General features: G+C 63.0%; 22 protein-coding genes. 16 read left to right on the top strand and 6 right to left on the bottom strand.

The window, feature by feature from the left end:
- The first annotated feature begins 3 nt into the window (after window positions 1-3).
- The 7 genes from B3361_RS00110 to B3361_RS00080 all read left to right on the top strand — a co-directional run bounded on the left by B3361_RS00110 (window position 4) and on the right by B3361_RS00080 (window position 8,349).
- Entirely contained in the window at window positions 4-1,788 is a 1,785-nt protein-coding gene (locus B3361_RS00110) for a GMC family oxidoreductase (RefSeq protein ID WP_009682279.1), read from the top strand.
- Window positions 1,789-1,800: 12 nt separating this feature from the next.
- Window positions 1,801-3,048, top strand: coding sequence for a cytochrome c (locus B3361_RS00105; RefSeq protein WP_009682278.1), 1,248 nt, complete (start codon window positions 1,801-1,803; stop codon window positions 3,046-3,048).
- A 166-nt stretch (window positions 3,049-3,214) separates the two neighbouring features.
- Window positions 3,215-4,234: a LacI family DNA-binding transcriptional regulator gene (locus B3361_RS00100; protein ID WP_154211536.1), complete on the top strand. Its 1,020-nt coding sequence runs from the start codon at window positions 3,215-3,217 to the stop codon at window positions 4,232-4,234.
- Window positions 4,235-4,301: 67 nt separating this feature from the next.
- Entirely contained in the window at window positions 4,302-5,081 is a 780-nt protein-coding gene (locus tag B3361_RS00095) for a sugar phosphate isomerase/epimerase family protein (RefSeq protein WP_054906066.1), read from the top strand.
- Complete coding sequence (locus tag B3361_RS00090; protein WP_054906065.1) at window positions 5,074-6,024, top strand: sugar kinase; 951 nt, start codon at window positions 5,074-5,076, stop codon at window positions 6,022-6,024. Before B3361_RS00095 ends, B3361_RS00090 begins: the two co-directional genes overlap by 8 nt.
- Window positions 6,025-6,082: 58 nt before the next feature.
- Entirely contained in the window at window positions 6,083-7,375 is a 1,293-nt protein-coding gene (locus B3361_RS00085) for an MFS transporter (protein WP_054906064.1), read from the top strand.
- An 11-nt stretch (window positions 7,376-7,386) separates the two neighbouring features.
- Window positions 7,387-8,349, top strand: a complete 963-nt coding sequence (locus tag B3361_RS00080) for a 2-hydroxyacid dehydrogenase (protein WP_286920030.1) — start codon at window positions 7,387-7,389, stop codon at window positions 8,347-8,349.
- A gap of 33 nt (window positions 8,350-8,382) precedes the next feature.
- Here B3361_RS00080 and B3361_RS00075 read toward each other — a convergent pair whose 3' ends face one another.
- The 4 genes from B3361_RS00075 to B3361_RS00060 all read right to left on the bottom strand — a co-directional run bounded on the left by B3361_RS00075 (window position 8,383) and on the right by B3361_RS00060 (window position 12,751).
- The gene (locus B3361_RS00075) at window positions 8,383-9,339 is read right to left on the bottom strand and encodes an endonuclease (RefSeq protein ID WP_154211537.1); all 957 of its coding nucleotides are present in this window, start codon (window positions 9,337-9,339) and stop codon (window positions 8,383-8,385) included.
- A gap of 97 nt (window positions 9,340-9,436) precedes the next feature.
- Window positions 9,437-10,432 carry an aldo/keto reductase gene (locus B3361_RS00070; protein ID WP_054906061.1) on the bottom strand — a complete coding sequence of 332 codons (996 nt, stop codon included), beginning with the start codon at window positions 10,430-10,432 and terminating at the stop codon, window positions 9,437-9,439.
- Window positions 10,433-10,565: 133 nt separating this feature from the next.
- Window positions 10,566-11,750 carry an MFS transporter gene (locus B3361_RS00065; protein ID WP_054906060.1) on the bottom strand — a complete coding sequence of 395 codons (1,185 nt, stop codon included), beginning with the start codon at window positions 11,748-11,750 and terminating at the stop codon, window positions 10,566-10,568.
- 119 nt (window positions 11,751-11,869) lie between these two features.
- A complete protein-coding gene (locus B3361_RS00060) occupies window positions 11,870-12,751 on the bottom strand; it encodes a LysR family transcriptional regulator (RefSeq protein ID WP_009682269.1) in 882 nt (293 codons plus the stop codon).
- A 184-nt stretch (window positions 12,752-12,935) separates the two neighbouring features.
- Here B3361_RS00060 and B3361_RS00055 point away from each other — a divergent pair, with 184 nt between their 5' ends.
- From B3361_RS00055 to B3361_RS00015, 9 genes are all read left to right on the top strand, one after another.
- Window positions 12,936-14,579: an acetolactate synthase large subunit gene (locus tag B3361_RS00055; protein WP_286920029.1), complete on the top strand. Its 1,644-nt coding sequence runs from the start codon at window positions 12,936-12,938 to the stop codon at window positions 14,577-14,579.
- Between the two features lie 146 nt (window positions 14,580-14,725).
- Complete coding sequence (locus B3361_RS00050) at window positions 14,726-16,663, top strand: flavin monoamine oxidase family protein (RefSeq protein WP_054905990.1); 1,938 nt, start codon at window positions 14,726-14,728, stop codon at window positions 16,661-16,663.
- A 145-nt stretch (window positions 16,664-16,808) separates the two neighbouring features.
- Entirely contained in the window at window positions 16,809-17,705 is an 897-nt protein-coding gene (locus B3361_RS00045) for a nitrilase family protein (RefSeq protein ID WP_154211823.1), read from the top strand.
- Between the two features lie 10 nt (window positions 17,706-17,715).
- Window positions 17,716-18,870: a hypothetical protein gene (locus tag B3361_RS00040; protein WP_054905989.1), complete on the top strand. Its 1,155-nt coding sequence runs from the start codon at window positions 17,716-17,718 to the stop codon at window positions 18,868-18,870.
- Window positions 18,867-19,856: an asparaginase gene (locus tag B3361_RS00035; RefSeq protein ID WP_054905988.1), complete on the top strand. Its 990-nt coding sequence runs from the start codon at window positions 18,867-18,869 to the stop codon at window positions 19,854-19,856. The genes B3361_RS00040 and B3361_RS00035 overlap by 4 nt, the downstream gene beginning before the upstream one ends.
- A 92-nt stretch (window positions 19,857-19,948) precedes the next feature.
- Entirely contained in the window at window positions 19,949-20,500 is a 552-nt protein-coding gene (locus tag B3361_RS00030; RefSeq protein ID WP_054905987.1) for a UPF0149 family protein, read from the top strand.
- Between the two features lie 215 nt (window positions 20,501-20,715).
- Window positions 20,716-21,345, top strand: a complete 630-nt coding sequence (locus B3361_RS00025) for a glutathione S-transferase family protein (RefSeq protein ID WP_029885569.1) — start codon at window positions 20,716-20,718, stop codon at window positions 21,343-21,345.
- A 22-nt stretch (window positions 21,346-21,367) separates the two neighbouring features.
- A complete protein-coding gene (locus B3361_RS00020) occupies window positions 21,368-23,404 on the top strand; it encodes a pyridoxamine 5'-phosphate oxidase family protein (RefSeq protein WP_054905986.1) in 2,037 nt (678 codons plus the stop codon).
- Window positions 23,405-23,487: 83 nt separating this feature from the next.
- On the top strand, window positions 23,488-24,384 hold the full coding sequence (locus tag B3361_RS00015; RefSeq protein ID WP_154211822.1) for a LysR family transcriptional regulator: 897 nt from the start codon (window positions 23,488-23,490) through the stop codon (window positions 24,382-24,384).
- 21 nt (window positions 24,385-24,405) lie between these two features.
- On the opposite strand, the gene B3361_RS00010 is transcribed toward B3361_RS00015, so the two are convergent.
- Window positions 24,406-25,275: an aldose 1-epimerase gene (locus tag B3361_RS00010; protein WP_054905984.1), complete on the bottom strand. Its 870-nt coding sequence runs from the start codon at window positions 25,273-25,275 to the stop codon at window positions 24,406-24,408.
- A gap of 25 nt (window positions 25,276-25,300) precedes the next feature.
- Window positions 25,301-26,224, bottom strand: coding sequence for an EamA family transporter (locus B3361_RS00005; RefSeq protein ID WP_054905983.1), 924 nt, complete (start codon window positions 26,222-26,224; stop codon window positions 25,301-25,303).
- Between the last annotated feature and the right edge of the window lie 139 nt (window positions 26,225-26,363).

Raw genomic sequence — 26,363 nt, 5'->3', positions numbered from 1 at the left:
GGCATGGCGACTGTTTTGAAAAAGGTGGATGCCGTCATCGTCGGTTTTGGCTGGTCGGGTGCGATCATGGCCAAGGAGTTGACCGAAGCCGGCCTGCAGGTGGTGGCCCTGGAGCGCGGGCCGATGCAGGACACCTACCCGGAGGGTAGCTACCCGCAGGTAATCGACGAGCTGACCTACAGCGTGCGCAAGAAGCTGTTCGTCGACGTGTCGAAAGAAACCGTCACCATTCGCCATAGCGTGAACGACGTGGCACTGCCCAACCGCCAACTGGGCGCCTTCCTGCCTGGCAAGGGCGTAGGTGGGGCAGGCTTGCATTGGTCGGGTGTGCATTTCCGGGTAGACCCGGTGGAGTTGCGCCTGCGCAGCCATTACGAGGAGCGCTACGGGCGCAAGTTCATCCCCGAAGGCATGACGATCCAGGACTTCGGCGTCAGCTACGAAGAGCTGGAACCGTATTTCGACTTTGCCGAGAAAGTGTTCGGCACGTCCGGCCAGGCCTGGACGGTCAAGGGCCAGCTGGTAGGTGAGGGGCGGGGTGGCAACCCTTATGCACCCGACCGTTCCAACCCGTTCCCGCTGCCGGCGCAGAAGAACGTGGTGTCGGCCAGGCTGTTCGAAAAGGCCGCCAGCAGCCTGGGCTACAAGCCCTACAACCTGCCTTCGGCCAACACGTCAGGGCCTTACACCAACCCCTACGGCGCGCAGATGGGGCCGTGCAACTTCTGTGGTTTCTGCAGCGGCTACGTGTGCTACATGTATTCCAAGGCATCGCCGAATGTGAATATTCTGCCAGCGCTGCGCCAAGTGCCGAATTTCGAGTTGCGGGCCAACGCCCATGTGCTGCGGGTGAACCTGGACGACAGCAAGCGCAAGGCTACCGGCGTGACCTACATCGACGCCCAGGGGCGCGAGGTGGAGCAGCCGGCCGACTTGGTGATCCTGGCGGCGTTCCAGTTCAACAACGTGCGCTTGATGCTGCTTTCCGGTATCGGCAAACCCTACGACCCGGTGAGCAACGAGGGTGTGGTCGGGCGCAACTTTGCCTACCAGAACATGGGCACGGTCAAGGCGTTCTTCGACAAGGACACCTACACCAACAACTTCATCGGCGCCGGTGGCAATGGCATTGCCATCGATGACTTCAACGCCGACAACTTCGACCATGGCCCGCACGGCTTCGTCGGTGGCTCGCCAATGTGGGTGAACCAGGCTGGCAGCCGTCCGATCGCCGGTACTGCCAACCCGCCTGGCACCCCGGCCTGGGGCAGCGCCTGGAAGAAGGCCACGGCCGACTATTACACCCATCAGGTGTCGATGGACGCCCACGGCGCCCACCAGTCCTACCGTGGCAATTACCTGGACCTGGACCCGACCTACCGGGACGCCTACGGCCAGCCACTGTTGCGCATGACCTTCGACTGGCAGGAAAACGACATCAGGATGAACCAGTTCATGGTCGACAAGCTGAGCAAGATTGCCCAGGCGATGAACCCCAAGGCCATTGCCGTGCTGGGCAAGAAGGTCAAGGACCACTTCAACACCGCCAGCTACCAGACCACCCACCTGAACGGCGGCGCGATAATGGGCACCGACCCGAAAACCAGCGCGCTCAACCGTTATCTGCAGTGCTGGGATGTACACAATGTGTTCGTTCCGGGGGCATCTGCATTCCCCCAGGGGCTGGGTTACAACCCCACCGGGCTGGTGGCGGCGCTGACCTACTGGTCGGCTCGGGCCATCCGTGAGCAGTACCTGAAAAACCCCGGCCCGCTGGTCCAGGCTTGAGGAGCGATGAGCATGAAGACAATGTTGATCGCAACCCTGCTACTGGGCGCCGGTGTGGCTGGCCAGGCCGTAGCCGCTGAGGATGCGCAGGTGCGCCAGGGTGAATACCTGGCCCGCGCCGGTGACTGTGTGGCCTGCCACACCGCCAAGGGAGGCAAGCCCTTCGCCGGTGGCCTGCCGATGCAAACACCTATCGGCACGGTGTACTCCACCAATATCACCCCGTCCGCCAGTGGCATTGGCCATTACAGCTTCGAAGACTTCGACCAGGCTGTACGCAAAGGCATCGGCAAGGACGGCAGCACCCTGTACCCGGCCATGCCATACCCTTCGTATGCGCGCATCACCGAGCAGGACATGCAGGCGCTGTACGCCTATTTCATGAAGGGCGTCGAGCCGGTGGAGCAGCCCAACCAGGCTACCGATATTCCCTGGCCGCTGAGCATGCGTTGGCCGTTGGCCATCTGGCGTGGCCTGTTCGCGCCTGCGGCAACGCCCTGGCAAGCCTCGGCAGCGGCTGACCCGGTGGTCGACCGTGGCGCGTACCTGGTCGAAGGCCTGGGGCATTGCGGTGCCTGCCACACCCCGCGGGCGCTGACCATGCAGGAAAAGGCGCTGAGCCCGGCCGAGGGCAAGCAGTTCCTTGCCGGCAGCGCGCCATTGGAGGGCTGGATCGCCAAGAACCTGCGCGGCGATCACAAGGACGGCCTGGGCAGTTGGAGCGAAGCCGAGCTGGTGCAGTTTCTCAAGACCGGGCGCAGTGACCGCAGTGCGGTGTTCGGCGGCATGAGCGACGTGGTCGAGCACAGCATGCAGTACATGACCGATGCCGACCTGACGGCGATTGCCCGTTACCTGAAGACCCTGCCGCCCAGCGACCCGAACGACCAGCCGCATGTCTACGACAAGCAGGTGGCCGATGCCCTGTGGCGCGGTGACGACAGCAAGCCTGGCGCCGCGGTGTACATCGACAACTGTGCGGCTTGCCACCGAACCGATGGCCAGGGCTACACCCGTGTGTTCCCGGCCCTGGCCGGCAACCCGGTGGTGCAGACGGCGGACGCCACCTCGCTGATCCATGTGGTGCTGGCAGGTGGCACGGTGCCGGCGACGCACACCGCACCGTCGAACTTCACCATGCCAGCGTTTGGCTGGCGCCTGAGCGACCAGGAAGTTGCCGAGGTGGTGAACTTCATCAGGACCAGCTGGGGTAACCAGGCGGGGGCGGTTACCGCCGGGGATGTGAAGGCATTGCGCTGAGAGGGGGTTGCCTCAGGTTCGGCGAAGGCATTGTGTCGCCGAACCTGGCCTTGCCCGGCTGGCCAGCCCGGTCGCTTCGGCCGACCAACGGCATATTGACGAAAGCACCAAGTTTTGGTGTATTGAAACCGGTTTCATCGTCCACCTAATAATCATAAGGACACCCATGACCGACGCGCCTGCCCATGCCCGCGAACGGGTCACCATCAGCGAAGTCGCGCGAGTGGCTGGCGTTTCCAAAGCCACCGTCTCGCGCTACATCGGTGGCGATCGCCAGTTGCTGGCCGACGCCACCGCCAAGCGCCTGGCCGAGGTCATCGAACGCCTTGGCTACCGCCCCAACCAAATGGCCCGTGGCCTCAAGCGCGGGCAGACGCGCCTGATCGGCATGCTGGTTGCCGATATTCTCAACCCCTATTCCGTAGCGGTGATGCATGGCGTGGAAACCGCCTGCCGCCAGCATGGCTACAGCCTGGTGGTGTGCAACACCAACCGTGACGACGACCAGGAGCGCCACCACCTGGTCGCCCTGCAGAGCTACAACGTCGAAGGCCTGATCGTGAACACGCTGGGGCACCACCCGGGCGAACTGCTCAACCTCCAGCGCGACCTGCCCATGGTGCTGGTCGACCGTCAACTCCCTGAACTGAACGCCGACCTGGTCGGCCTGGACAATGCCGACGCCGTCGAGCAGGCCCTGGACCACCTGCAGGCACGCGGCTACCGGGATATCCTGGCGGTGAGCGAGCCGCTCGATGGCACCAGCTCGCGCCTGGAGCGGGTGCAGGCGTTCGGGGCCTCGGTCAGCCGCCGCCCAGGCATGCGCCAGCAGGTGCTGGAAACCGGCGCTGGCCTGGCAGGGCGGTTGGCCGCGTTCCTGGCTGACCGGGGTCATGGCCCGCAAGCCATTTTTACCTGCAACGGTGTTGCCACCCTGGCCGTGACCCGTGCCCTGCATGACGCCGGGTGCAATCTGTTTGCCGATGTCGGCCTGGTCGCACTAGACGATCTGGACTGGTACCCCCTGGTCGGCACTGGCATCACGGCATTGGCCCAGCCTACCGAACGCATCGGCATAGCAGCCTTTGAAAGCCTGCTCGGCCGGCTTCGTGGCGATGGCGCAGCGGCACGGCGCATCGAATTCAAGGCCAACCTGGTCATCCGCGGCTCGACCCGACCCCAGTGAGCAACGGCAGGCCTTGTGCCTGACGCTGCCGTATAAAAATGAAACCGGTTTCAAAAGGATAAAAACAATGTACCCGAACCCCGTTTCCATCAGCCTCTCCAGCTATGGCGCCGACTTTGTCCGGCAACGTGGCCAGGAGCAGTTTCTCGACCTGCTGGCCGCCGCAGGCGTCAGCCGGGTGGAGTTGCGTGAAGAATTGTTCGCCAGTGCACCCGATACCGCGGCACTGGGTGCCGTGATTGCCGGGTTGGGCATGGAGTGCCTGTATTCGACCCCTCTGGAGCTGTGGACGGCGCAGGGCGTGCCCGACCCTTCGCTGGTGCACAAACTGGACACCGCGCGGGCGCTGGGCGCGGTGGCGCTGAAAGTGTCCTTGGGCCATTTCGATGAACACTGCGACCTTTCGGCCTTGGCGGCGCTGCTGCCAGCGCAGGGGCCGTTGCTGTTGGTGGAAAACGACCAGACCCTGCAAGGCGGCAGAATCGAGCCCCTGCAGCGCTTCTTCGAGCAGGCCGATGCATGCGGCCTGAACCTGGGCATGACGTTCGATATCGGTAATTGGCACTGGCAGGGCGAGGTGGCGTTGCACGCTGCCCGGCAACTTGGCCGGTGGGTGCGCTATGTGCATTGCAAGGGCGTACAGCGCCGTGCCGACGGCCGCCTGGTCGCCGTGCCGCCGCAAGCATCAGACCTGCGCGCCTGGGCCGAGCAACTGGCCGAATTCGCCCCTGGGGTGGTACGCGCCGTCGAGTATCCCCTGGCCGGCGACGACCTGTTGGCCCTGACCCGGGCCCAGGTGCACAGCCTGTCGCTGCTGGGTGCTGACCAGGAGGTGGCCCATGCATGAGCATGACGTGCTGTGCTTTGGCGAAACCATGGCCATGTTCGTCGCCGAGCACTGCGGCGACCTGGCCAGTGTCGGGCAGTTCGGCAAGCGTATCGCCGGCGCGGACAGTAACGTGGCCATCGGCCTTGCACGGCTGGGCTTCAAGGTGCGCTGGCTGAGCCGGGTAGGTGACGACTCGCTGGGGCGCTTCGTGCTCGACAGCCTGCGCCGTGAAGGCCTGGACTGTTCGGCGGTGGAAGTGGATGGCCACTGCGCCACCGGCTTCCAGCTCAAGGCCCGTTGCGATGATGGCAGCGACCCCGCGGTCGAATACTTCCGCCGGGGGTCGGCAGCCAGCCGGCTGTCGCCTGCGCTGCTGCAACCTGGCTTGCTGCAAGCGCGCCACCTGCATGCCACGGGCATCCCGCCGGCGCTGTCGGACAGCTGCCGGGCACTGTCGCACGGGCTGCTCGACGCCATGCGTGCAGCCGGGCGCAGCATCTCGTTCGACCCCAACCTGCGGCCCTCGCTATGGCCGGACCAGGCCAGCATGGTGCGCGAAATCAATGCCCTGGCGAGCAAAGCCGACTGGGTCTTGCCAGGCCTGGAAGAGGGCCGCCTGCTGACGGGCCAGCACAGCCCCGCCGATATCGCAGCGTTCTACCTCGACCAAGGCGTGGAACTGGTGGTGATCAAGCTGGGCGACGCCGGGGCCTACTGGCGCAATGGCAACGGCGAGGGCCAGGTCGCCCCTGTAGCCGTCAGCCGTGTGGTGGACACCGTCGGCGCCGGTGATGCGTTCGCCGTGGGCGTGCTCAGCGCACTGCTCGAGGGCCGCCCAGTGGCAGAGGCGGTGGCGCGAGGCAACTGGTGCGGCAGCCGCGCCGTGCAATCGCGCGGCGACATGGAACGGCTGCCGCTGCGTCACGAACTGGAGGCCTACGACCTGCGCAGAAGTGCCTGAATGCTTTAACCGGAATCACCTGTTGCCACAAAAACAACAAGCTCAGGAGTCACAGACCATGCAAAGCCAAAAACTGGCACCGCGTCGCTGGTGGTACATCATCCCGATCGTGTTCTTCACCTACAGCCTGGCTTATCTGGACCGCGCCAACTACGGCTTCGCCGCCGCCTCGGGCATGGCCGAAGACCTGCACATCACGCCCGTGCTGTCGTCCTTGCTGGGGGCGTTGTTCTTCCTTGGCTACTTCTTCTTCCAGGTACCTGGGGCCATCTACGCTGAAAAACGCAGCGTGAAGAAGCTGATATTCGTCTGCCTGATCCTCTGGGGCGGTTTGGCCACGCTTACCGGGATGGTCAGCAATGTCTACATGCTGATCGGCATCCGCTTCCTGCTGGGCGTGGTCGAGGCCGCAGTGATGCCCGCCATGCTGGTGTACTTGTGCCACTGGTTCACCCGTGCCGAGCGCTCCCGCGCCAACACCTTCCTGATGCTGGGCAACCCGGTCACCATCCTGTGGATGTCGGTGGTGTCGGGTTACCTGATCAAGCATTACGACTGGCGCTGGATGTTCATCATCGAGGGCCTGCCGGCGGTGATCTGGGCGTTCTTCTGGTGGCGCCTGGTGGATGACCGCCCAGCCCAGGTCAGCTGGCTGAGCGCCCAGGAAAAAGCAGACCTGCAACAGGCGCTGGCAGCCGAGCAGCAGGGCATCAAGCCGGTCAAGAACTACCGCGAGGCATTCCGCTCGCCGCAGGTGATCATCCTGGCGCTGCAGTACTTCTGCTGGAGCATTGGCGTGTACGGCTTCGTGCTGTGGTTGCCGTCGATCCTCAAGCAGGCGGCCAACGTCGACATTGTGCAGGCCGGCTGGTTGGCCTCGGTGCCCTACCTGGCGGCGGTAGTGGCCATGGTGGGCGTGTCCTGGGCCTCTGACCGCATGCAAAAGCGCAAGCGCTTCGTGTGGCCGCCGCTGCTGATCGCTGCCGTGGCGTTCTATGGCTCTTATGCCCTGGGCACCGATCACTTCTGGTGGTCGTACGCGCTGCTGGTGGTCGCTGGCGCCTGCATGTACGCGCCCTATGGCCCGTTCTTCGCCATCGTGCCCGAGATACTGCCGGCCAATGTCGCCGGGGGTGCCATGGCGCTGATCAACAGCATGGGGGCGCTGGGCTCTTTCGGCGGCTCCTGGCTGGTGGGCTACCTCAATGGCGCCACGGGTGGGCCTGGCGCCTCGTACCTGTTCATGTGCGGTGCGCTGCTGACTGCCGTGGCGCTGACGGCCGCCCTCAATACCTCCCAGACCTCCGGCCGGGCCAAACGCAATGGCACGCGCCTGGCGCTGAACCCTTAGGAATGACTGCAATGAAAAAACGAATCGTCTTGTACAAGCGCCTTTCCGATGACCTGATGGCGCGCCTGCACGCCCAGGTGGACGTGACCTGGGTGAACATTGCCCAGCCCGATGGCCTGGCGCGCCTGCGCGATGCCTTGCCAGGGGCGCACGGGTTGCTGGGCGCCAGCCTGCGCCTGGACGCCAGCCTGCTCGATTTGGCGCCGCAGTTGGAGGTCGTGTCCAGCGTTTCGGTCGGGGTGGACAACTACGACGTTGCGCAGCTCAGCCGCCGTGGCGTGATGCTGACCAATACCCCGGACGTGCTGACCGAAACCACGGCGGACACCGGTTTCGCCCTGATCCTGGCGACCGCCAGGCGCGTGGTGGAGCTGGCCAACTGGGTGCGTGACGGCCATTGGCAGGCCAACCTGGGGCCGGCGCATTTTGGCTGTGATGTGCATGGCAAGACGCTGGGCATCGTCGGCATGGGCCGCATTGGCGAAGCGTTGGCCCGGCGTGCTGCCGCAGGCTTTGGCATGCGCGTGCTGTACCACAGCCAGCGCGCCAAGCCCGACGTGGAAGCACGCCACGCTGCGCGCCAGTGCAGCCTGGACGCGCTGTTGCAGCAAGCGGACTTCGTCTGCCTGACGGTACCGCTCAGTGCCAGTACTGAAGGGCTGATCGGTGCGCGTGAGCTGGGGTTGATGAAGCCCGAGGCGATTCTGGTAAACATTTCCCGCGGGCGGGTGGTGGACGAGGCTGCGCTGATCGACGCGTTGCGCGCCAGGCGTATCCGTGGTGCAGGGCTGGATGTGTTCGTGCAGGAGCCGTTGCCGATAGACTCGCCACTGCTGCAGTTGGACAACGTGGTAGCAACCCCGCACATCGGCTCTGCGACCCAGGAAACCCGCCAGGCCATGGCGCGCTGTGCAGTGGACAACCTGCTCAGCGCGCTGGCGGGCGAGCGGCCTGCGAACCTGGTAAACGGCTGATAGAAGGCGGCGCTGTGGCGCGCCCGCGCGCCGTCAGCGGCAGTTACCGGCCTTGCGGTAACCTGCCGCCTGCGCCTCACCTTCGTTGGCGAAACTGACCTGGTTCTTGGCCGCTACCTGGGTGTAGCCGGGGCAACCCACTGCCAGGTGGTAGACGTGGCTGTTGCGGTTGCCCAGCACCGAACCCGGCGCCCCGGCATTGGCCTGGCCCGGCTTGCCTGGTGCCTGGGCGGGCGCCGATTGCGCCACGCCAACCCCGCTGGGTTTGTAATCAGCCGTCCACTTGCGCTGGCCGCTGACGAAATGGTTGGCATGCCCCATGATCGCGGCGATGCGGCGGTCGCGCTCCTTTTCCCACGCTGACACCGGGTACTGCTTGTCCCAGGCCATCAGCACTTGTTGCTGCTGGCGCGACATGTTCAGGCGATAGCGGTCGTACATGTAGAAGGTGGTACGGGCCACCAGGCCTTTGACTTCGTCACGAGGCTCGGCGGCGCGCTGGGCGAAATCCACCTTGGTGGTGCACTGGCCGTATTCGCCGGCGTTGCCGCTGACCATGCCGTAGTTGAAGTTGCTGCGGTCGCCATTGACCTCACCCACGGCCAGGTACAGGTTGAACAGGTCGGCCTCCATGGCGCGGAACACGGGGTCGCTGTCCACACAATGCTCGCGCCCACCGTTCTTCCAGCATTGGCGCTGGTTGCCGAAGGTATAGGCCGGCACGATGTGTTCCCATTCGGTGCGCTCGGCGCGATTTTGCTGCTTGCGCGTCTGATAGCCGCACGACGCCGCATCGACCCGCCCACCGGACTTGCCGACCCAGGTCCATTTGCAGCCGCAATACAGGTCGCCCATGGCGCTGCTGGCTTGGTCCAGGTACACCTTCTGCTTGGCCACGACCTTGGCCTCGGTGAAGGTGGCAGGGGGTGTGGCCCACGCTGGCAAGCTAAAGGAAAATAGTAGAGTTACGGCATAAAGCAGTGATTTCATGAGAGAAAATATTCAAATGCGAGGACACGCATTGTAATACTTTCATCGTCATTGGCCAGCACGCCGGGCATACCCGGCGTGCTGGCAAAGGCCCACGCTACTTGAAGCCTGCCACCGCGTGCGGGATATACGGCGCCTGCAGCCGTGCCACTTCATCGGCACTGAGCTGCACCGACAGCGCGGCCAGCGCATCATCCAGATGGGCGGGTTTGGAGGCGCCGACGATCGGTGCGCTTACGCCGTTTTTGCCCAACACCCATGCCAGCGCGACCTGGGCCATTGGCACCCCTCGTTCGCCGGCAATCTGCTCGACGACATCGATGACCCGGCCATCTTCGACCTCGGTAGCTTTATAGAACGACTGCCCGGACAGGTCGCTACGGGTGCGGTCGGTCTGCTGGCCGTTGGGGCGCGTGAGGCGGCCGCGGGCCATCGGGCTCCAGGGCAACAAGCCCACGCCTTGGTCCAGGCACAGCGGGATCATCTCGCGTTCTTCTTCGCGGTACAGCAGGTTGAGGTGGTTCTGCATCGAAACGAAGCGGCTCCAGCCGTTGCTGGCCGCCACCTGCTGAGCCTTGGCGAACTGCCAGGCGTACATCGACGAAGCGCCGATGTAGCGCGCCTTGCCAGCCTTGACCACGTCGTGCAGGGCTTCCATGGTTTCCTCGATGGGCGTGTGGTAGTCCCAGCGGTGAATCTGGTACAGGTCCACATAGTCGGTGCCCAGGCGCGTGAGGCTGGCGTCGATGCTGGCCATGATCGCTTTGCGGGACAAGCCCTGTTCATTGGGCCGGTGGGTGCCTTGCCCCATGTTCGGTGGGTAGAACACCTTGGTGGCGATGACCGTTTCTTCACGGCGCGTGAAGGCCTTCAGCAGTTTGCCGACGATCACTTCCGACGTGCCGGCAGAGTAGCTGTTGGCAGTGTCGAAGAAGTTGATGCCTTGCTCGACGGCATGGCGAATGATCGGCCGGCTGGCCTCTTCGCCCAAGGTCCAGGGGTGGGTGCCGGCATCCGGTTCGCCGAACGTCATGCAACCCAGGCACAGCCTGGAAATATCCAGGCCGGTGCTACCCAGCTTTACGTATTGCATCGTGATCTCCTAGGAAGGGGAAGGGATGAACCCAGCCTGCGGCTGGTGCTGATGGTAGTGAGTTCAGCAATGGGGAAGGTTCATCGAACGCCGTGTGACGCTGAACCTACCCCTGCCCAGCACCGCTGCCGGGTCAATGCCCACCACGCATCCGCCGGGCGAGCAGGTAGATGCCCAGCCCGACCAGCGCGGTCGCCGCGCCGATGTAGCCGGTGCTGGTCCAGCCCATGCCGGCGGTAATCGCCATACCGCCCAGCCAAGGCCCCAGTGCATTGGCCAGGTTGAACGCGGCATGGTTCGACGCTGCGGCCAGGCTTGGCGCTTCATGGGCAATGTCCATCAAGCGGATCTGCAACGGTGCCGCCAGGGCGATCATGGTGCCCACCAGGCCGATGCCCAGCAGCAGGCTCCAGAGCGCCTGCGCGGCGACGGTGAAGAACAGCAGCACGGCGATCGACCAAACCAGCACCAACCCCACCGCACGGAACTGCAACCGGTCGAACAGCTTGCCACCTGCAATGTTGCCAACGATACCGCCCACACCGAAGGCCGCCAGGCCGAACGGAATCCACTGCGGCGCGACCTGGGTCACTTGCAGCATGGTCGGCGCCAGGTAGCTGAATACACAGAACATGCCGGCAAAGCCAATGGCCGCGATGCCCAGTGCCATCCACACTTGCGGCAGGGCAAAGGCGCGCAGTTCCTTGCGTGGGTCGCTGCGCACCTCATCGTGCGGCTGGGGCACGAAGCGCCAGACCAGGGCAATGGTGCACAGGGCGATCACGCCGACCAGCACGAACGCCGAGCGCCAGCCAAAGTACTGGCCGAGGAAGGTGGCTACAGGGTTGCCCAGCAGCATGGCCAGCGTCAGGCCCAGCATCACCCGGGCCACGGCCCCGGCACGCTGGTCCTTGGCAACCATGCTCGAGGCCACCACCGCGGCGATGCCGAAATAGGCACCGTGGGGCAGGCCGCTGATGAAGCGGAAAGCCACCAGGCCGCTGAAGGAAGGGGCGAGGGCGGTGGCCAGGTTGCCCAGCGCATACAGCAGCATCAACAGCAGCAGCATGTGCTTGCGCAGCAGTTTGGCGCCCAGAATCGCCAGGGTCGGCGCACCGACCATGACCCCCAGCGCATAGGCACTGATGGCGTGGCCCACTTGCGGTTCGCTCAACTGCAGGTTGCTGGCAATGTCGGGCATCAGGCCCATGATGGAAAATTCACCGGTACCGATGGCGAAGCTGCCCAGCGCCATGGCGGCTTCCATCTTGGCGACGGCGCTTTTGCTGGGCGGCGGGGGGAGTTGCTGGACTGACATCTGAATCCCTTGTTGGGCCTATGTTGAAACATGCTGAAACGTTCAAGGCGGGATGATAGTCAATCGGTGGGCGCAACGTCGAGGCAGCGCCGCCGCTCAAACCAGGAGCCAAGCGCCGATCAGCGCTCCAGATAATGCGTTTGTGCGGCGAAATCGATGAAGCGTTTGCTGGCCAGCGACAGGTATTCCCCTGAACGCCAGCACAACCTGAAGCTCATCTGCTGTGCCGGGCGGAAGGGTACGCCGACAATGCCCGGTGTACGCTGCTGCACCGAGCGCAGCAGGGTGGCCACGCCCATGTTGTCCAGTGCTGCCTGCACCACCAGCGAGACGAAATTGCTCTGCAGGGCCACTTGGTAGGTAATGCCGTGTTCGGCGAAAAATGCGTCCAGCAGGTGGCGCTGCACGAAGGTCCGGTCGAATACCACCATGTCGGTATTGCGCAGGTCTTCGGCGGTGAGAAATGCCTTGCCGGCATAAGGGTGGTCGGGGTGCATGCATGCCAGCATCTCGTCGCTGCCCAGCAGGATCGACTCCTTGTCCTGCGGTACGCGCCGCGATTCCAGCAACGCCAGGTCGATTTCCCGTTGTTCGAGGCGCTGGCCGATGTCGGCGGCGCTGCCCTCGAACACGGTCATGGCGATACCGGGGTACGACTGACGGAACGCGTTCATCAAGCCTGGCACATAGTGCAGGCCGAACATTGGCGGGATACCCAGGCGCACTTCGCCGCGCTTGAGGTCCGCCATGTCGCGCAGCTCCTGCCGGGCCACATCCATTTCGCGCAGGGCAGAGGCTATGCGTGGCAGGAACTGCTCGCCCTCGGCCGTGAGCAGCACCTTGCGGGTGGTGCGGTTGAACAGGGTCACGCCCAGCTCTTCCTCCAGCCGGGTAACCGCCATGCTCAACGCAGGCTGGGCTATGTGCAGGTGTTGCGCTGCTTTGGTGAAGCTGCCTTGGCGGACGATTTCGACGCAGCAACGCAGTGCCTTGAGGTTCATTGGGGCGTACGACCTTTCGTAGTCATTGCATTTATAACGAACTGTGATGCCACGCATCATAACAATATATTTATTATTATTAACCAGAGGGCCTACGATGCGCGGCACTGAGACATCCTGCAACATCTCAGTCACGCAGCCGATCTCGCTGCAATCCCCCAAAGATTTTGAGGTAGTACCCTAAATGGCCAAGGCCGCCGATGTCGTTGTGCAATGTCTGGAAAACGAAGGTGTCGAGTATGTATTCGGCATTCCTGGTGAGGAAAACCTCGACCTGCTCGAATCCCTGCGCAAGTCGAAGATCAAACTGGTACTGACCCGTCACGAGCAGTCTGCAGGCTTCATGGCGGCTACCTACGGTCGCCTGACCGGCAAGACCGGCGTCAGCCTGTCGACCCTCGGCCCGGGTGCCACCAACCTGGTCACGGCCAGCGCCTATGCCTACCTGGGCGGCATGCCGATGATGATGATCACCGGCCAGAAGCCGATCAAGAAGTCCAAGCAGGGCCGCTTCCAGATCATCGACGTGTGCGGCATGATGGACCCCATCACCAAGTACACCCACCAGTTCGCTTCGGCCGACAACATCCCTTCGCGCATGCGTGAAGCCTTCCGCCTGGCTGAAGAAGAAAAGCCGGGTGCCGTGCACCTGGAACTGCCGGAAGACATCGCCGCCGAGCAGACCGACGCGCTGCCGATCCCGCGCAGCCTGCACCGCCGCCCGCTGGCCGAGCACGTGGCCATTGAAGCTGCGATTGAAAAGCTGCACAAAGCCCGCAGTCCGATTTTGGTTATCGGCGCCGGTGCCAACCGCAAGATGACCGCCAAGGTCCTCAAGCAACTGGTCGATAATACCGGTGTCCCATTCGTCACCACCCAGCTGGGTAAAGGTGTGGTCGACGAGCGCCACCCACGCTTCCTGGGTAACGCTGCGCTGTCGTCAGGCGATTTCGTGCACCGTGCGATCGAAGCGGCGGACCTCATCGTCAACATCGGCCACGATGTGATCGAGAAGCCGCCGTTCTTCATGGTGCGTGGCGGCACCGAAGTCATCCATATCAACTTCCGCTCCGCCGAAGTCGATGCCGTGTACTTCCCGCAGGTTGAAGTGATCGGCGACATCGCCAACGCCGTGTGGCAGATCGCTGAAGGCCTGGGCGACACTTCGCACTGGGACTTCACCCGCCTCATGGCGATTCGTGAAGCCAACGAAGCCCAGATCGCCGAAGGCGCCGACGACGACCGCTTCCCGGTCTACCCACAGCGCCTGGTGGCCGACATTCGTCGCGTGCTGCCGTCCGAAGGCATCGTGGCCCTGGACAACGGCATCTACAAGATCTGGTTCGCCCGTAACTACAAGGCGCACAAGCCGAACACCGTGCTGCTGGACAACGCCCTGGCGACCATGGACGCCGGCTTGCCATCGGCCATGGCTGCACACCTGGTCTACCCGGATCGCCCGGTGATTTCGGTGTGCGGTGACGGCGGCTTCATGATGAACAGCCAGGAGCTGGAAACCGCCGTGCGCCTGGGCATGCACATCACCGTGGTGATCCTGCGTGACGATGGCTACGGCATGATCCGCTGGAAGCAGGCCAACATGGGCTTCACCGATTTCGGCCTGGACTACGGCAACCCGGACTTCGTCAAGTATGCCGAAGCCTACGGCGCCAATGGCCACCGCGTGGAAAGCGCCGACGGCCTGCTGCCGCTGCTGGAGCACTGCATCAAGACCCCAGGCGTGCACGTGATCGACTGCCCGGTCGACTACAGCGAAAACGACCGCATCCTCAACAGCGAGCTGCGTGAGCGCGCGCTGGCGGTATAAGAGCTGATGTCCTTATCGGGACTGCACGCTGGCACCCACAGGTCTCTCAAGATTCTGTGGGTGTTGACTGGTGGCACATAACCAACACTTCACGTCTCGCAAGTCGATCATGCTCAGGCTCTTCAATTTATGGAGAGTACGAGTTCATGACCATCGGTTCTAGTCACAACCACCCTGCTGATCTGGCCATTGAGCCATCCTTGCCTTTGCAGCCTTGGGCCGCGCGTTTTCCAAATCCTCCAGACCTCTGCTTCGACTATCGCCGTCTTGTTGAACAACAGGGAGGTGTTGCACGTGCCGCCCGCCCGGAGCATCGGATCTGTATTGTTGGTGCTGGCGTGACAGGGCTAACAGCTGCTCGGGAATTGTTGCGCTGTGGTTTTACCCGCATCACTTTGATAGAGCAATCTCAGCGCGTGGGTGGGCGCCACCTGACAGTGGTGAACAACGGCGGCAATTACAAGCAGCCTTCAACCCCATTCGAAATGGGGGCCATGCGTATGCCTCTGTTCAACAGGACAGGGGAATCACCTAAAGATGGTTGCTCGCTTATGGCCTACTACGCGACGCTGTTTAAGCTAAAACTTTCCGATTTCCCGAACCCTGGGACGCCTTGGGTGAACACAACCGGTATCTATCTTCGTGACGGGGAACTTGAGGAGGAGGGGAAGCCGAAGTTGCTGTTTTGGCGGAATCCACAAGGGGATACTCCTCCACCGACAGCAACGCTGCAAAAGGTCTATGAAAAATGGCAGCGCTTCGCCACGCAGTTTGCCGAGCGCGTTGCCATGGTGTATGGCACGCCATCCTGGGCGTCGACATGGCAAGCTATAGTCGAGCGTTACCACCTGCTGTCATTCAGGGATCTTGTGCGTTTGCCAATGCTCACTGTGTGGAATCCCGCAAACCCTGCTGATTTTGGCGGGCTGGGCATGAGCAGCGAAGAGTCGGCTATTTTCTATTCAATCGGTATTGGTGATGGTAGCTGGGGTGCATTTTACGACGTCTGCTGCCTGTATCCGCTGCGTACTGCGATCTTTGGCTTCAGCAGTCATTTGCAACTGGTGCATGGCCGCGTTGATCAGGATGGATTGCCCTATGCTGCGCCGTATCTGGAAGCCAGCAATGTTCCTGATAGTAGAGGGCTGATGTTCAACGGTCCTGCGTATATCGGTCTAGCGGCGATGGATGAAAGTCTGTTGTTTCTCGACGCCGGGATGAACGGCACTTCGCTTTATGATCATCTCCTTCGACAAGATGACGGGCTGTTGACAGACACCTCGGTCCGTTCCTTGCAAAAGCTTGAAGCGGGTCGTATTCGGGTCGGATACTGCTGGCACTGCAGTGATCCTGCACATCAAAGCCTCCAATATGATGACTTCGACAGTGTGATCCTGACTGTCCCTTCCTGGCTGATCGAGACCAACATGCGCCTCGACGGTTTTAGCCGTCAGATACTGCCGCAGTCGATTGTGGATGCGTGGAAGCACGCTCATTGGGAAACCAGCTGCAAAGTCTATGCGCCACTGAAGAAGAGTTATCTGGACAGTAAATCAGCTTTACCCCAGATCCTCGTCACCGACAGCTTGGTCCACGACGTATACGCCTATCGGTACAACGATCGTTACCCCGACGACTGCATCCTGCTCAGCTACACATGGGAAGATGATGCAACGAAGCTAGCCGTATTCACTGATGAAGAACTGGCCAACAAGTGTGTGGAGGAACTCGACCGAATCCTCCTGCGCTGCTGCAATGTGGCCGAACCTATATCGCCTTACATCGATACCCGAAACATCCGCATACAGCGCTGGGCTACGGACAAAAATGCGCTCGGCTGCGCAAAGCTGTACCGCGCTGGTACCTACTACGACGCGGTCGGCCTGATGAAGTATAACCGCGATTACAGTGCCAGCTCGGGGCTTTATCTGGCTGGGGAGTCCTTCTCCGTTGACGCCGGCTGGACCGAGCCGAGTCTACGCACCGCGCTTGATGTAGTGATCAATCTTTGCAACAACACATCCGCAACGTTCAATGGAGACTTTACCCTTGAACACTATCCGCATTATCAACTTGGGAAATAGCGGCAGCTGGGTGTTTTTGTGAGATTCGTCCTACTGCGCTTACTCGCTTCTCCTTCGACCTCATAGGACCTGCCCGACTGTCTCTCCCAACCCCAACCCCGCTCTACTGGCGACCTTCCAAAACAACCACAAAAAGGAAGTCGCCATGTCCGAACATTGCCCCCCCGTCAGCCCTGTCCGCATCGCTGTCATCCAGTACGACCCACAAGTCGGGCTAGAGTACTGCGATGGCAACCTGAGCAGAGGCCTGGCACTGGCCCGGCGTGCGGTGCGTGAAGGTGCCAATCTGATCGTGCTGCCCGAGCTGGCCAACACCGGGTACACCTTTCACTCCCGTGCCGAGGCCTATGCCCATGCCGAAACGTTGCAGGCGGGCCGCAGCCTGAAAGCCTGGGCTGATTTCGCCAGGGAATATCAGGTGTACGTGGCAGCAGGATTCGCCGAGCGTGAGGGCCTGAAGCTCTACGACAGCGCCGTATTGTTTGGCCCCGACGGCCTGCTAGGCCACTATCGCAAGGCCCACCTGTGGAACCAGGAAAAGCTCTGGTTCACCCCTGGCGACCTCGGCTTCCCTGTATTCGAGACGCCAATCGGCCGTATTGGCCTGCTGATCTGCTGGGACATCTGGTTCCCTGAAGTGCCACGGCTCATGGCAGCGCAAGGGGCAGACATCATATGCAGCTTGAACAATTGGGTGTGGACACCGCCTCCGCTGTTTGATGAAACAGGGCGTTGCATGGCGTCGTACCTGACCATGACAGCCGCGCATGTGAACAATGTCTACATCGCCGCCGCAAACCGTATCGGCAGTGAGCGAGGAGGGCGCTTTCTCGGTTGTTCGTTGATTGCCGGAACCAACGGTTGGCCCATTGGTGCTGTGGCCAGTGCGGAGGAGGAAAGCATTGTCTACGCCGATGTCGACCTCAGCAGCGCGCGTTCAGCGCCGATCTGGAACAGCCTCAACGACCTGCAGCGTGATCGCCGTACCGACCTCTACGATGCTGCGCTTGGCTACCGCCTGCATGCGCCTATGCCACGCTGAGGATCCGCACATGAAGCCATTACTGCTGCCCAATCGGCAGCACGCCCCCGTGCTGATCTTCACCTGCCTGGCAATGCTGCTGGCAGCCAGCCTTGCGTCAGGCCCGTGGCCAGACTACGGGCAACTGGCGGCGACCCTGGACCAACCGCTGAGTCGTTTGCGTTGGATAGTGGGCGATATCAGCGAGGTCGCATTCTACAAGCATGAGCTGCCTGCGCTGGGCTTGCTGCTAGGCGCCAGCCTGGCACATTGGGCCCATCTTCGCGGGTACCGCTGGCAGGGTTTTGCCATCTGCTATGGAAGCGGACTGTGGCCATGGGTGTTCACCAGCTCGCTGATGGGCCTTTTACTTAGCCATGCCTTGTGGGGATGGACCTTGGCCAGTGGTACCTGGCAACCAACGTTCGTGGCCTTCGTGTCGTTGCCGGCAGCCATGGTGCTGTTGTATGGGGCGGGCTGGCGTGTGGCGATAGCAGGCGCATTGCTGGGGGCATTACTGGTAACCCCGGCGAGTCTGCTGCTGGTCAACTACCTGTGCTACCCCCTGCAGTTGCCTGTGGTTATCGGCAACGTGGGTGGAATGGCCGTGGCAAGTGCCGCCGCTTTCCTGCTGTGCAAGCGCTACCCGTCATGGGTCCGCCAAAGCCACGAACCCGACGTTGTGAAACCTGTGGCCAGCCAGCCATCCTACGGTGTGATCTGGACTTTGCGGCGTGTACTGGCCGATTTCAGTGAAGCCCCCTTCTTTGGCAATGAGCTGGCTAGTCTGGGTCTCCTACTGGGTTTGTTGCTGGCTTACCTGTTGGCCCCGGCAGCACCTGCATACGGTTCAATGTTGGCGTTGCACATACTGGCCGGACAGGCCTTGGCATCCTTGGTCGGGGTCGTATTCTGGCGCGGCCAGTGGCAAGCCCGGGGGTGGTATCCGACTTATATTCCGATTGTCTCGATCGTGCCGGCCGCCGTGCTGACGCATGGCGGTAGTTGGCAAGTCATTGTGGCCGGTGCAGTGCTGGGGGCCCTGGTGGCTCCGCCGCTGGCAGTGGCGATCACGCAGCGGTTGCCGAGTTATGTGCATGGCTACATCGGCAACGTGGTGTCGATGGCGATCAGCACGTTGGGAATCGTACCGCTGATCGGGTTACTGGTGGGGGGAGAAGGATGATTGAGCATTCGGACCTGCCCAAGCTGTCGATCGCCAGTTTGGGCGGGACGGTCAGCATGCAGGCTACAGCGGGTGGGTGTGGCGTAACGCCCACCCTGGATTGTGAGCAGCAACTGCTTCAGGTACCGCAGTTGCGCGAAATGGCGCAGTTGACTGTAACGTCATTGAGCTTGGTCCCCAGTGCATCGCTCAGCTTCAACGCGTTGCTGGAAGTGCTGGCCTGGGCTCGCTGCGAAGTCGAGGGCGGTGCCCGGGCCGTGATACTGACCCAAGGCACCGACAGCCTTGAGGAAACGGCCTATTTCCTTGACCTGCTTTGGCCCTTCGATGCGCCTTTGGTGATGACCGGTGCAATGCGCTCGCCCAGCCAGCCGGGCAACGATGGCCCGGCCAACCTTCTGGCTGCGGCCCAGGTTGCATTGGCACGAGGCAGCGGTGGGCGTGGTGTGCTGGTGGTGATGAATGATCAGATCCATCGTGCGACAAAGGTTCGCAAGACAGCCAGCCTGGCGATAGCGGCATTCGACTCGCCTGGTTTCGGTCCTGTGGGGGAAGTTGTAGAAGGTGTTGCAACGTACCGCCATCCCCCAGACAGGCGGGAGGTACTCCCGCTACCGGGGCGTACCGACCAGCGCGTCATCCTGCTGGAGGCGTGCCTGGACGCCGACACTGTATTGCTGCAGGCTCTGCCCGCATTGCGCTACGACGGGCTGGTCATCGCCGGGTTCGGCGCCGGCCATGTTTCCGGCAATTGGTCTGATGTTCTAAAGCACATGACGCCAACCCTGCCAGTCATTGTCGCCACTCGTACAGGTGAGGGGGCTACAGCCCGCGCAACATACGGTTTTTCCGGCTCCGAGATCGACTTGCAGAAAAAAGGTGTGCACATGGCCGGGCACCTCTGCCCGCGCAAGTGCCGCATCTTGCTGTGGCTGCTGATTGGCGCCGACCGGCAGCATGAGTTGCCGGGTTGGCTGCCCACCTGAAAATTTGCCCGCGCAGTGCCTTGCACGGGCAACCCTTCAAGCATTGCTGTGCTAGGGTGCACACACTTTTGCTAGCAAGGATTCCCTGCCCGATGCTCCCGCCACTCAGCGAAAAAGAACTGCACCGCCTCGAAGACCTGCTGATCACCTACGGCAACGACTACTCGGTACTCAACCTGGCCGAGCTCAATGGCTTTTTCACCGCGCTGGCTAGCTCGCCGACCACGGTCACCCCCGAGCACTGGCTGCCGGCAGTGGCAGGTGGCAAGGTGCCCAAGTTCAAGAAACCGGCCCATGAAGAAGCCTATGTGGCATTGATGCTGCGGTATGCCGACCAAGTCGCCGGACAGTTGGGCGACCACATCGATCAGTTCGAGCCGCTGTTCGAGGAAACAGAAGACGAGCAGGGCACCGTGGTCGTGATGGAAGAATGGTGCTTCGGCTACATGCGCGCTACCCAGGTCGCCAACTGGGAAGCTTTGCCGCCAGAGCAGGACCAGTTACTCAAAGCCATTTCTTTGCATGGGCTGGAGGATAACTTCGAGCTGCTGGACCAGATGAGCGAAGCGGAGATACAGGCCTGTGTGCCGAAGGTGATCGAAGCCGCGCGTGGTTTGTTCCGCTACTTCAACAAGCCGCACTGAGGCACACGGGCTCGGTTGCTGCGGTGCTTGCTGGGGCCGCACTGCGGATCCGTCAGCAAGCACTCGAAAAACGCAGACTGTTGTTTGACATGGAGCGGTTTATTATTCCATCTGGCGAAATTATGGTTTCCCCCGCGCACTGATTCTGCTGCCAGCCGAATCAGTGCAGCATGTGCTCCATCAGCCCAATCCGGTGCTGACCAGGAGCCAAGCCCATGTCGAACCCGATCAAGCTCTACAACTTCCCCAAGTCCGGCCACGCCCACCGCATCGAGCTGATGCTTTCGCTGCTCAACCTGCCTACCGAGCTGGTGTTCGTGGACCTGGCCAAAGGTGCGCACAAGCAGCCGGACTTCCTGGCCCTCAACCCGTTCGGCCAGGTACCGGTCATCGATGACAACGGCACGGTGATCGCAGACTCCAACGCAATCCTCGTTTACCTCGCCAAAAAATATGACAACGGCACCTGGCTACCCGAAGCGCCAGCCGCTGCCGCCCGTGTACAACGCTGGCTGTCGGTCGCTGCAGGCCCGCTGGCCTTTGGCCCGGCCGCTGCACGCCTGGTGACCGTGTTCGGCGCTTCGTTCAACACTGACGAAGTGATTACCCGGGCGCACACCCTGCTCAAGGTGATTGATGCCGAACTGGCCAAGTCGCCGTTCCTGGCAGGCGACACGCCGACCATCGCCGACGTCGCCAACTACTCCTACATCGCCCACGCACCGGAGGGCAACGTGTCGCTGGAGCCGTATGCCAACGTACGTAGCTGGCTGGCGCGGATCGAGGCATTGCCGGGCTTCGTACCGATGCCCCGCACCGTCATCGGGTTGCAGACCAGCGTCTGATCCCTCTGCGAGGAACGCCACCATGCAACAGTCCCCCGATCGCCGCCCCTCGCCTTGGCATGCGGGCGAGAAAACCCTGCAGGAAAAGGTCGGAGTAGCAGAGCGCATGGAGGCGTTCGGGCAAAAGGTCATTCGTGACTACATGCCCGACCAGCACCGCACGTTCTACCATCAGTTGCCGTTCATGGTGGCGGCCAGCGTAGACGCTCAGGGGCGGCCCTGGGCGACGCTGCTGGAAGGGCCGGAAGGTTTCGTCAGTTCGCCCGACCCACGCCAGTTGACGATTGACGCCAGGCTAGCGGCCGATGACCCGGCGACCCCGGGATTGGTCGCCGGGCAGGCAATCGGCCTGCTGGGCATCGAACTGCACACCCGCCGGCGCAACCGCCTCAACGGGCAGATCCGCCAGGCGGTTGCAGGGCAATTGCAAGTGACGGTAGAGCAGTCGTTCGGCAACTGCCCGCAATACATCCAGTTACGCGATTACACGCGCGTCGCCGAACCGGCCCAGGGGCGCATCGATGCGACATCCCTGGATGCCACGACCGTCAGTATGATCCAGTCTGCCGACACCTTCTTCGTCGCCAGCTATGTCGAGCATGACACCGGCCAGCGTTCGGTGGATGTGTCCCACCGTGGCGGTCGGCCAGGATTCGTCAGGGTGCAAGGCAATACGCTAACCATCCCCGACTACGCCGGTAACCTGCACTTCAACACCTTGGGCAACTTGTTGGTCAACCCGAGGGCAGGTTTGCTGTTCATCGACTTCAGTAACGGCAACGTGCTGCAGGTGGGCGGGCGTGCCGAGGTGCTGCTGGAAAGCCCGGCCATCCAGGCGTTCGAAGGTGCAGAGCGGCTGTGGACGCTGGAGGTCGACCAGGTGGTGTGGCGGCCGGCTGCGGTTTCCCTGCGCTGGGCGTTCAAGGAGTACGCCCCCACCAGCCTGATGACCGGCACCTGGGCCGAGGCCGATGCGCGTTTGCAGCAACGTCAGCAGCAGCGCCAATGGCAAGCCTGGCGGGTGCTGCGGGTAGAGCAGGAGAGCCGCGATATCCGTTCGTTCTACCTGCAGCCGCCCACCGGTTCCGCTGTGGCGTTTGCACCCGGGCAACATGTTCCGGTGCAGGTCAAGCGCGACGGTGAGGCGCCGCTTATCCGCACCTACAGCTTGTCCAGCGCACCTTCCGACGGCTATTGGCGCATCAGCGTCAAAGCCCAGGGCCCGGTTTCCCGCCACTTGCATGAGCGCATCGCGCCAGGCGATGTGCTTGATGTTCGCCCACCCATGGGCAGTTTCACGCTCGACATACAGAGCACGCGGCCGTTGGTGCTGATTGGCGCTGGCGTAGGCATTACGCCGTTGCTGGCCATGCTGCGTGAGCAATTGAGCCAAGGGCAGGCTCGGGCCATCCACGTGTTCCAGGGTGCGCGTAGCCTGGCCGACCTGCCGTTCAGGCAGGAGCTGGCGAGTCTGCAGCAACGGGCCGAGGGCTTGCTGCACATTCATCGCGCCCTGAGCCAGCCGGAAAGCCATGCGCTGCTTGGGCGGGATTACGAGTTTGCCGGGCGCCTGGGCATGGGGCAGGTCAAGGCGACGCTGGCGCTGGACGACTACGAGTTCTACCTGTGCGGACCGGGCAGTTTTACCCAGGACTTGTATGAAGGGTTGCGCGGCGTGCATGTGCCGGATGCGCGGATTCACGCAGAAGCGTTTGGGCCGTCGACGTTGCGCCGGCACACGGACGCCGACCAGCCCGCCTTGCATCAGCCACCCGCTGCCAGCGAGCCAGTACCGGTGTACTTTGCGGCGTCGGCCAAGGAGGCGCGCTGGGCACCCGGCGGCGGTACCTTGCTGGAGCTGGCCGAGGCGCGCGGGCTGGCGCCGGAGTTCAGTTGCCGGGGTGGCTCGTGTGGTACCTGCAAGACCAGACTGGTGAGTGGCCAGGTGCATTACCCGAATCCACCGGCAGAGCTACCGGAGGCGGGGTCGGTGTTGATCTGTTGTGCCGTGCCGGCGCAGGTGCAGGAGGGGGTACAGGCCCTGGTGCTGGACATCTGATACACCAGCCCCGCCTCTTCGCGGGCGGCAGAAAATACCCAGATGAACAATAATCCCGGCACCTCATGTCCCCAGGAGCTCGCATGGACCAGATCCACCTGATGAAGGTATTCGTCGCCGTAGGTGAGCTGGAAAGCTTCGCCGCTGCTGCCCGCCGCCTGGCCATCTCCCCGGCCGCCGTCACCCGTGCCGTCAGCGCCCTGGAGGAGCAGCTGGGGGTCAAGCTGCTACTGCGCACCACCCGCAGCGTGCGCCTGACCGAGGCAGGCGGCCGCTACCTGGAGGACACCCGGCATATCCTGGCCAGCATTCACGAGGCCAACGAAGCGGCGGCGGGCATCAATGCCATCCCCAAGGGTGACCTGGCGGTGACTGCACCGATCCTGTTCGGCAGGAAGTTCGTCATGCCCAGCATCGTTCGCTACCTGCAGCAGTATCCGCAAGTCGACGTGGCCGCCTACTTTCTCGACCGCGTGGTGAACCTGGTCGAGGAAGGCATGGATGTGGCCGTGCGCATCGGCCCGTTGCCCGACTCCGGGTTGAAGGCCCTGCGGGTCGGTCAGGTCCGGCGCATGTTGTGCGCTGCGCCCGGTTACCTGGCGCGCCACGGTGTGCCCAGGCACCCCTCGGACCTGGCCGGGCATGCGGTGATCGGTACCACCAACCTGTCCCCCCGAGCCGGCTGGCGCTTTGGCGTGACCGATGAGCCGACTTTGGTGCGCATGAAACCGCGGCTGACGGTGACCAGCAATGATGGGGCTATCGCTGCGGCCTGCGGTGGCCTGGGGATTGCCCGTTTATTGTCATACCAGGTGGCTGATGAACTGGCTAGCGGGCAGTTGCAGGTGATTCTGGCCGAGTATGAGGAAGCACCCTGGCCGATTCACATACTGCACCGCGAGAGCAAGTACGGGTCGGCCAAGGTCAGAACCTTCATCGACATGCTGGCGCAGGCGCTGCGGGACCAGCAACTGGAGTGAGCATGTAGCGCCCACAATGCGTTACAACGCTTGGTACTGCATGCTGAACCCCAGGCTCATCGTGTCACCCTGTTGCAACAGCCTCAGCCCCGGCCGGCCGGGCAGGTGATGGGCGTTGACCGGGTGGCTGACCGGCTCGAAGCAGAAGAAGCCTTGCCCCGGCGGGCAGAACAGCAAGAAGTGCTCCGCCCCGCTGGTGCGACAGGCCAGCCGGTAGCCTGCCCCCGGCTGTTCGATCACACAGTGCCCCGGCCAGCCACTGAAGGCGTGGTCGACCAGCGTCTCGGGCAGGTGGCCCAGTGCTTCGAACCGCCACGGCTCGGGCACCGTGGCCTGATACGACGGCAAGCGCCCAGCCTCGGCCAGCCACACTTTGCGCGCGGGCGCAGACAGCTTGGTATCGGGGTAGCGCGGAAGGTAAGGGTGCAGGCCCAACCCATACCAGTTGGCCGAATCATCCCGGTGCGTCACATGCAGGTCCAGGGTCAGGCAGCCTTCATGCAGGTGTATATCCAGCGTGGCCTGGTAGGCGAAAGGTACGGCACTGTCCAGCGTCAGCCGTGCGCGCCGTTCGCTGTGATGCTCAACGTGCCAGGCCTGCTGCCAGGCGCTGCCATGGATGGGATAGGGGTCGTGCTCGGTATTCGGCGCCAATGCCTGCCAGCCCTGCGGCCGGGCATAGCCCCCCTCGGCAACCCGATTGGACCAAGGCGCCAGTGGGTAGCAAGCCAGCCGCCTGGGCGTGGCGCTGGCCAAGGCAGCCGCGTCGGTATGGCGCAGCAGCGCCTGCCCCGTTGCCTTGACCTGCCAGTTGACCAGACTGGCACCCAGTTCCGGCGCCAGGCTCAGGCGGGTCAGGCGGTCCTGCAGGTGCAGTGTGGTCACAGCCATGCAATGTTCCTCTGGAGCAGAGCGATCAGTTGGCCCGCCGGTAAGTCAGCAGCACGATGCCGCATACCACTACGGCGCCGCCGAGCAATTGCAGCGGGCCCAGTTGCTGGTCGAGCAGGGCCCAACCCAGCAGTAAAGTGGCGATGGGTTCGACGTTCATCACCGGGGCGTTTTGCGCCATGTTCAGCCTGGGTACGCAGACGAACAGCAAGCTGAACGCCAGCCCATACAGCAGTACCAGGCTGGCCAGCGCCACCCAGCCACTGCTGCTGCCCGGCAGCGACAAACCGGCCGGCATCACCCCGCTGGCGCCCGCGAGCAGCATGCTGGAGAACACGATCAGCAGGGTCAGCAGGCTGCGCACCGGGCCCCGCACGCTAGGCAGCTTGTGGTCGGTGATCCACAACGCGCAAGCAAAGGCACAAGCGGCGCCGAAGGCCAGGCTGACCCCCAGCGCCCAGTGCGGGTTGCCCGCACCGCTGTCGGCCAGGCGTGCCGGCACATCCAGCGCCAGCACCAGGCCGCATAGGATCAAGCCCATGAACAGCACGGTGCGGCCAGTGGGGCGCGCACCGCCCAGCGCCCAGGTCAGCAGCGCCAGCAGCATCGGGAAGGTATTGCCTACCAGCAAGGCCAGGGCCACCGGGATGCGCGCCACCGCCGAATACAGGCACAGGCTCTGGGTGGCGATCAGCAGGCCAAGCAGCAGTTGCCAGCGGCGGGTGCCAACGGGCAGCGCCAGCGCCTGACGTTGCCACAGCAGCACGCCGGCCAGCACCAGCAAGGTGATGCCGGAACGGCAGAGTATGGCCAGCAGCACACCGGTGCCGTCATCGAAGGCGATGCGTGCGGCGATATGGTTACCGGCGAATGAGCAGGCAAGCAGAGCCAGCAGGGCGATGGCCAGCTGGCGCGGGAACAGCGGGGAAGCAGAGGAGGGGACAGCCATGTGCAGGATCCGTTTGCAGGTAGATTTTCCAGCCCTATCGCAGTCGTTGTAGGAGCGGCCTTGTGTCGCGATGGGCCGCAAGGCGGCCCCAGCAATATTCGCAACAACGCCGAAAACCTGGGGCCGCTTTGCGGCCCAT

Origin of the sequence: Pseudomonas sp. UBA6699 (genome assembly GCF_002454615.1) — a bacterium.
GTDB classification, from domain to species: domain Bacteria; phylum Pseudomonadota; class Gammaproteobacteria; order Pseudomonadales; family Pseudomonadaceae; genus Aquipseudomonas; species Aquipseudomonas juntendi.
The sequence above is the reverse complement of the archived record's forward strand: the minus strand, read 5'-3'. Positions and strand labels throughout refer to the sequence as shown.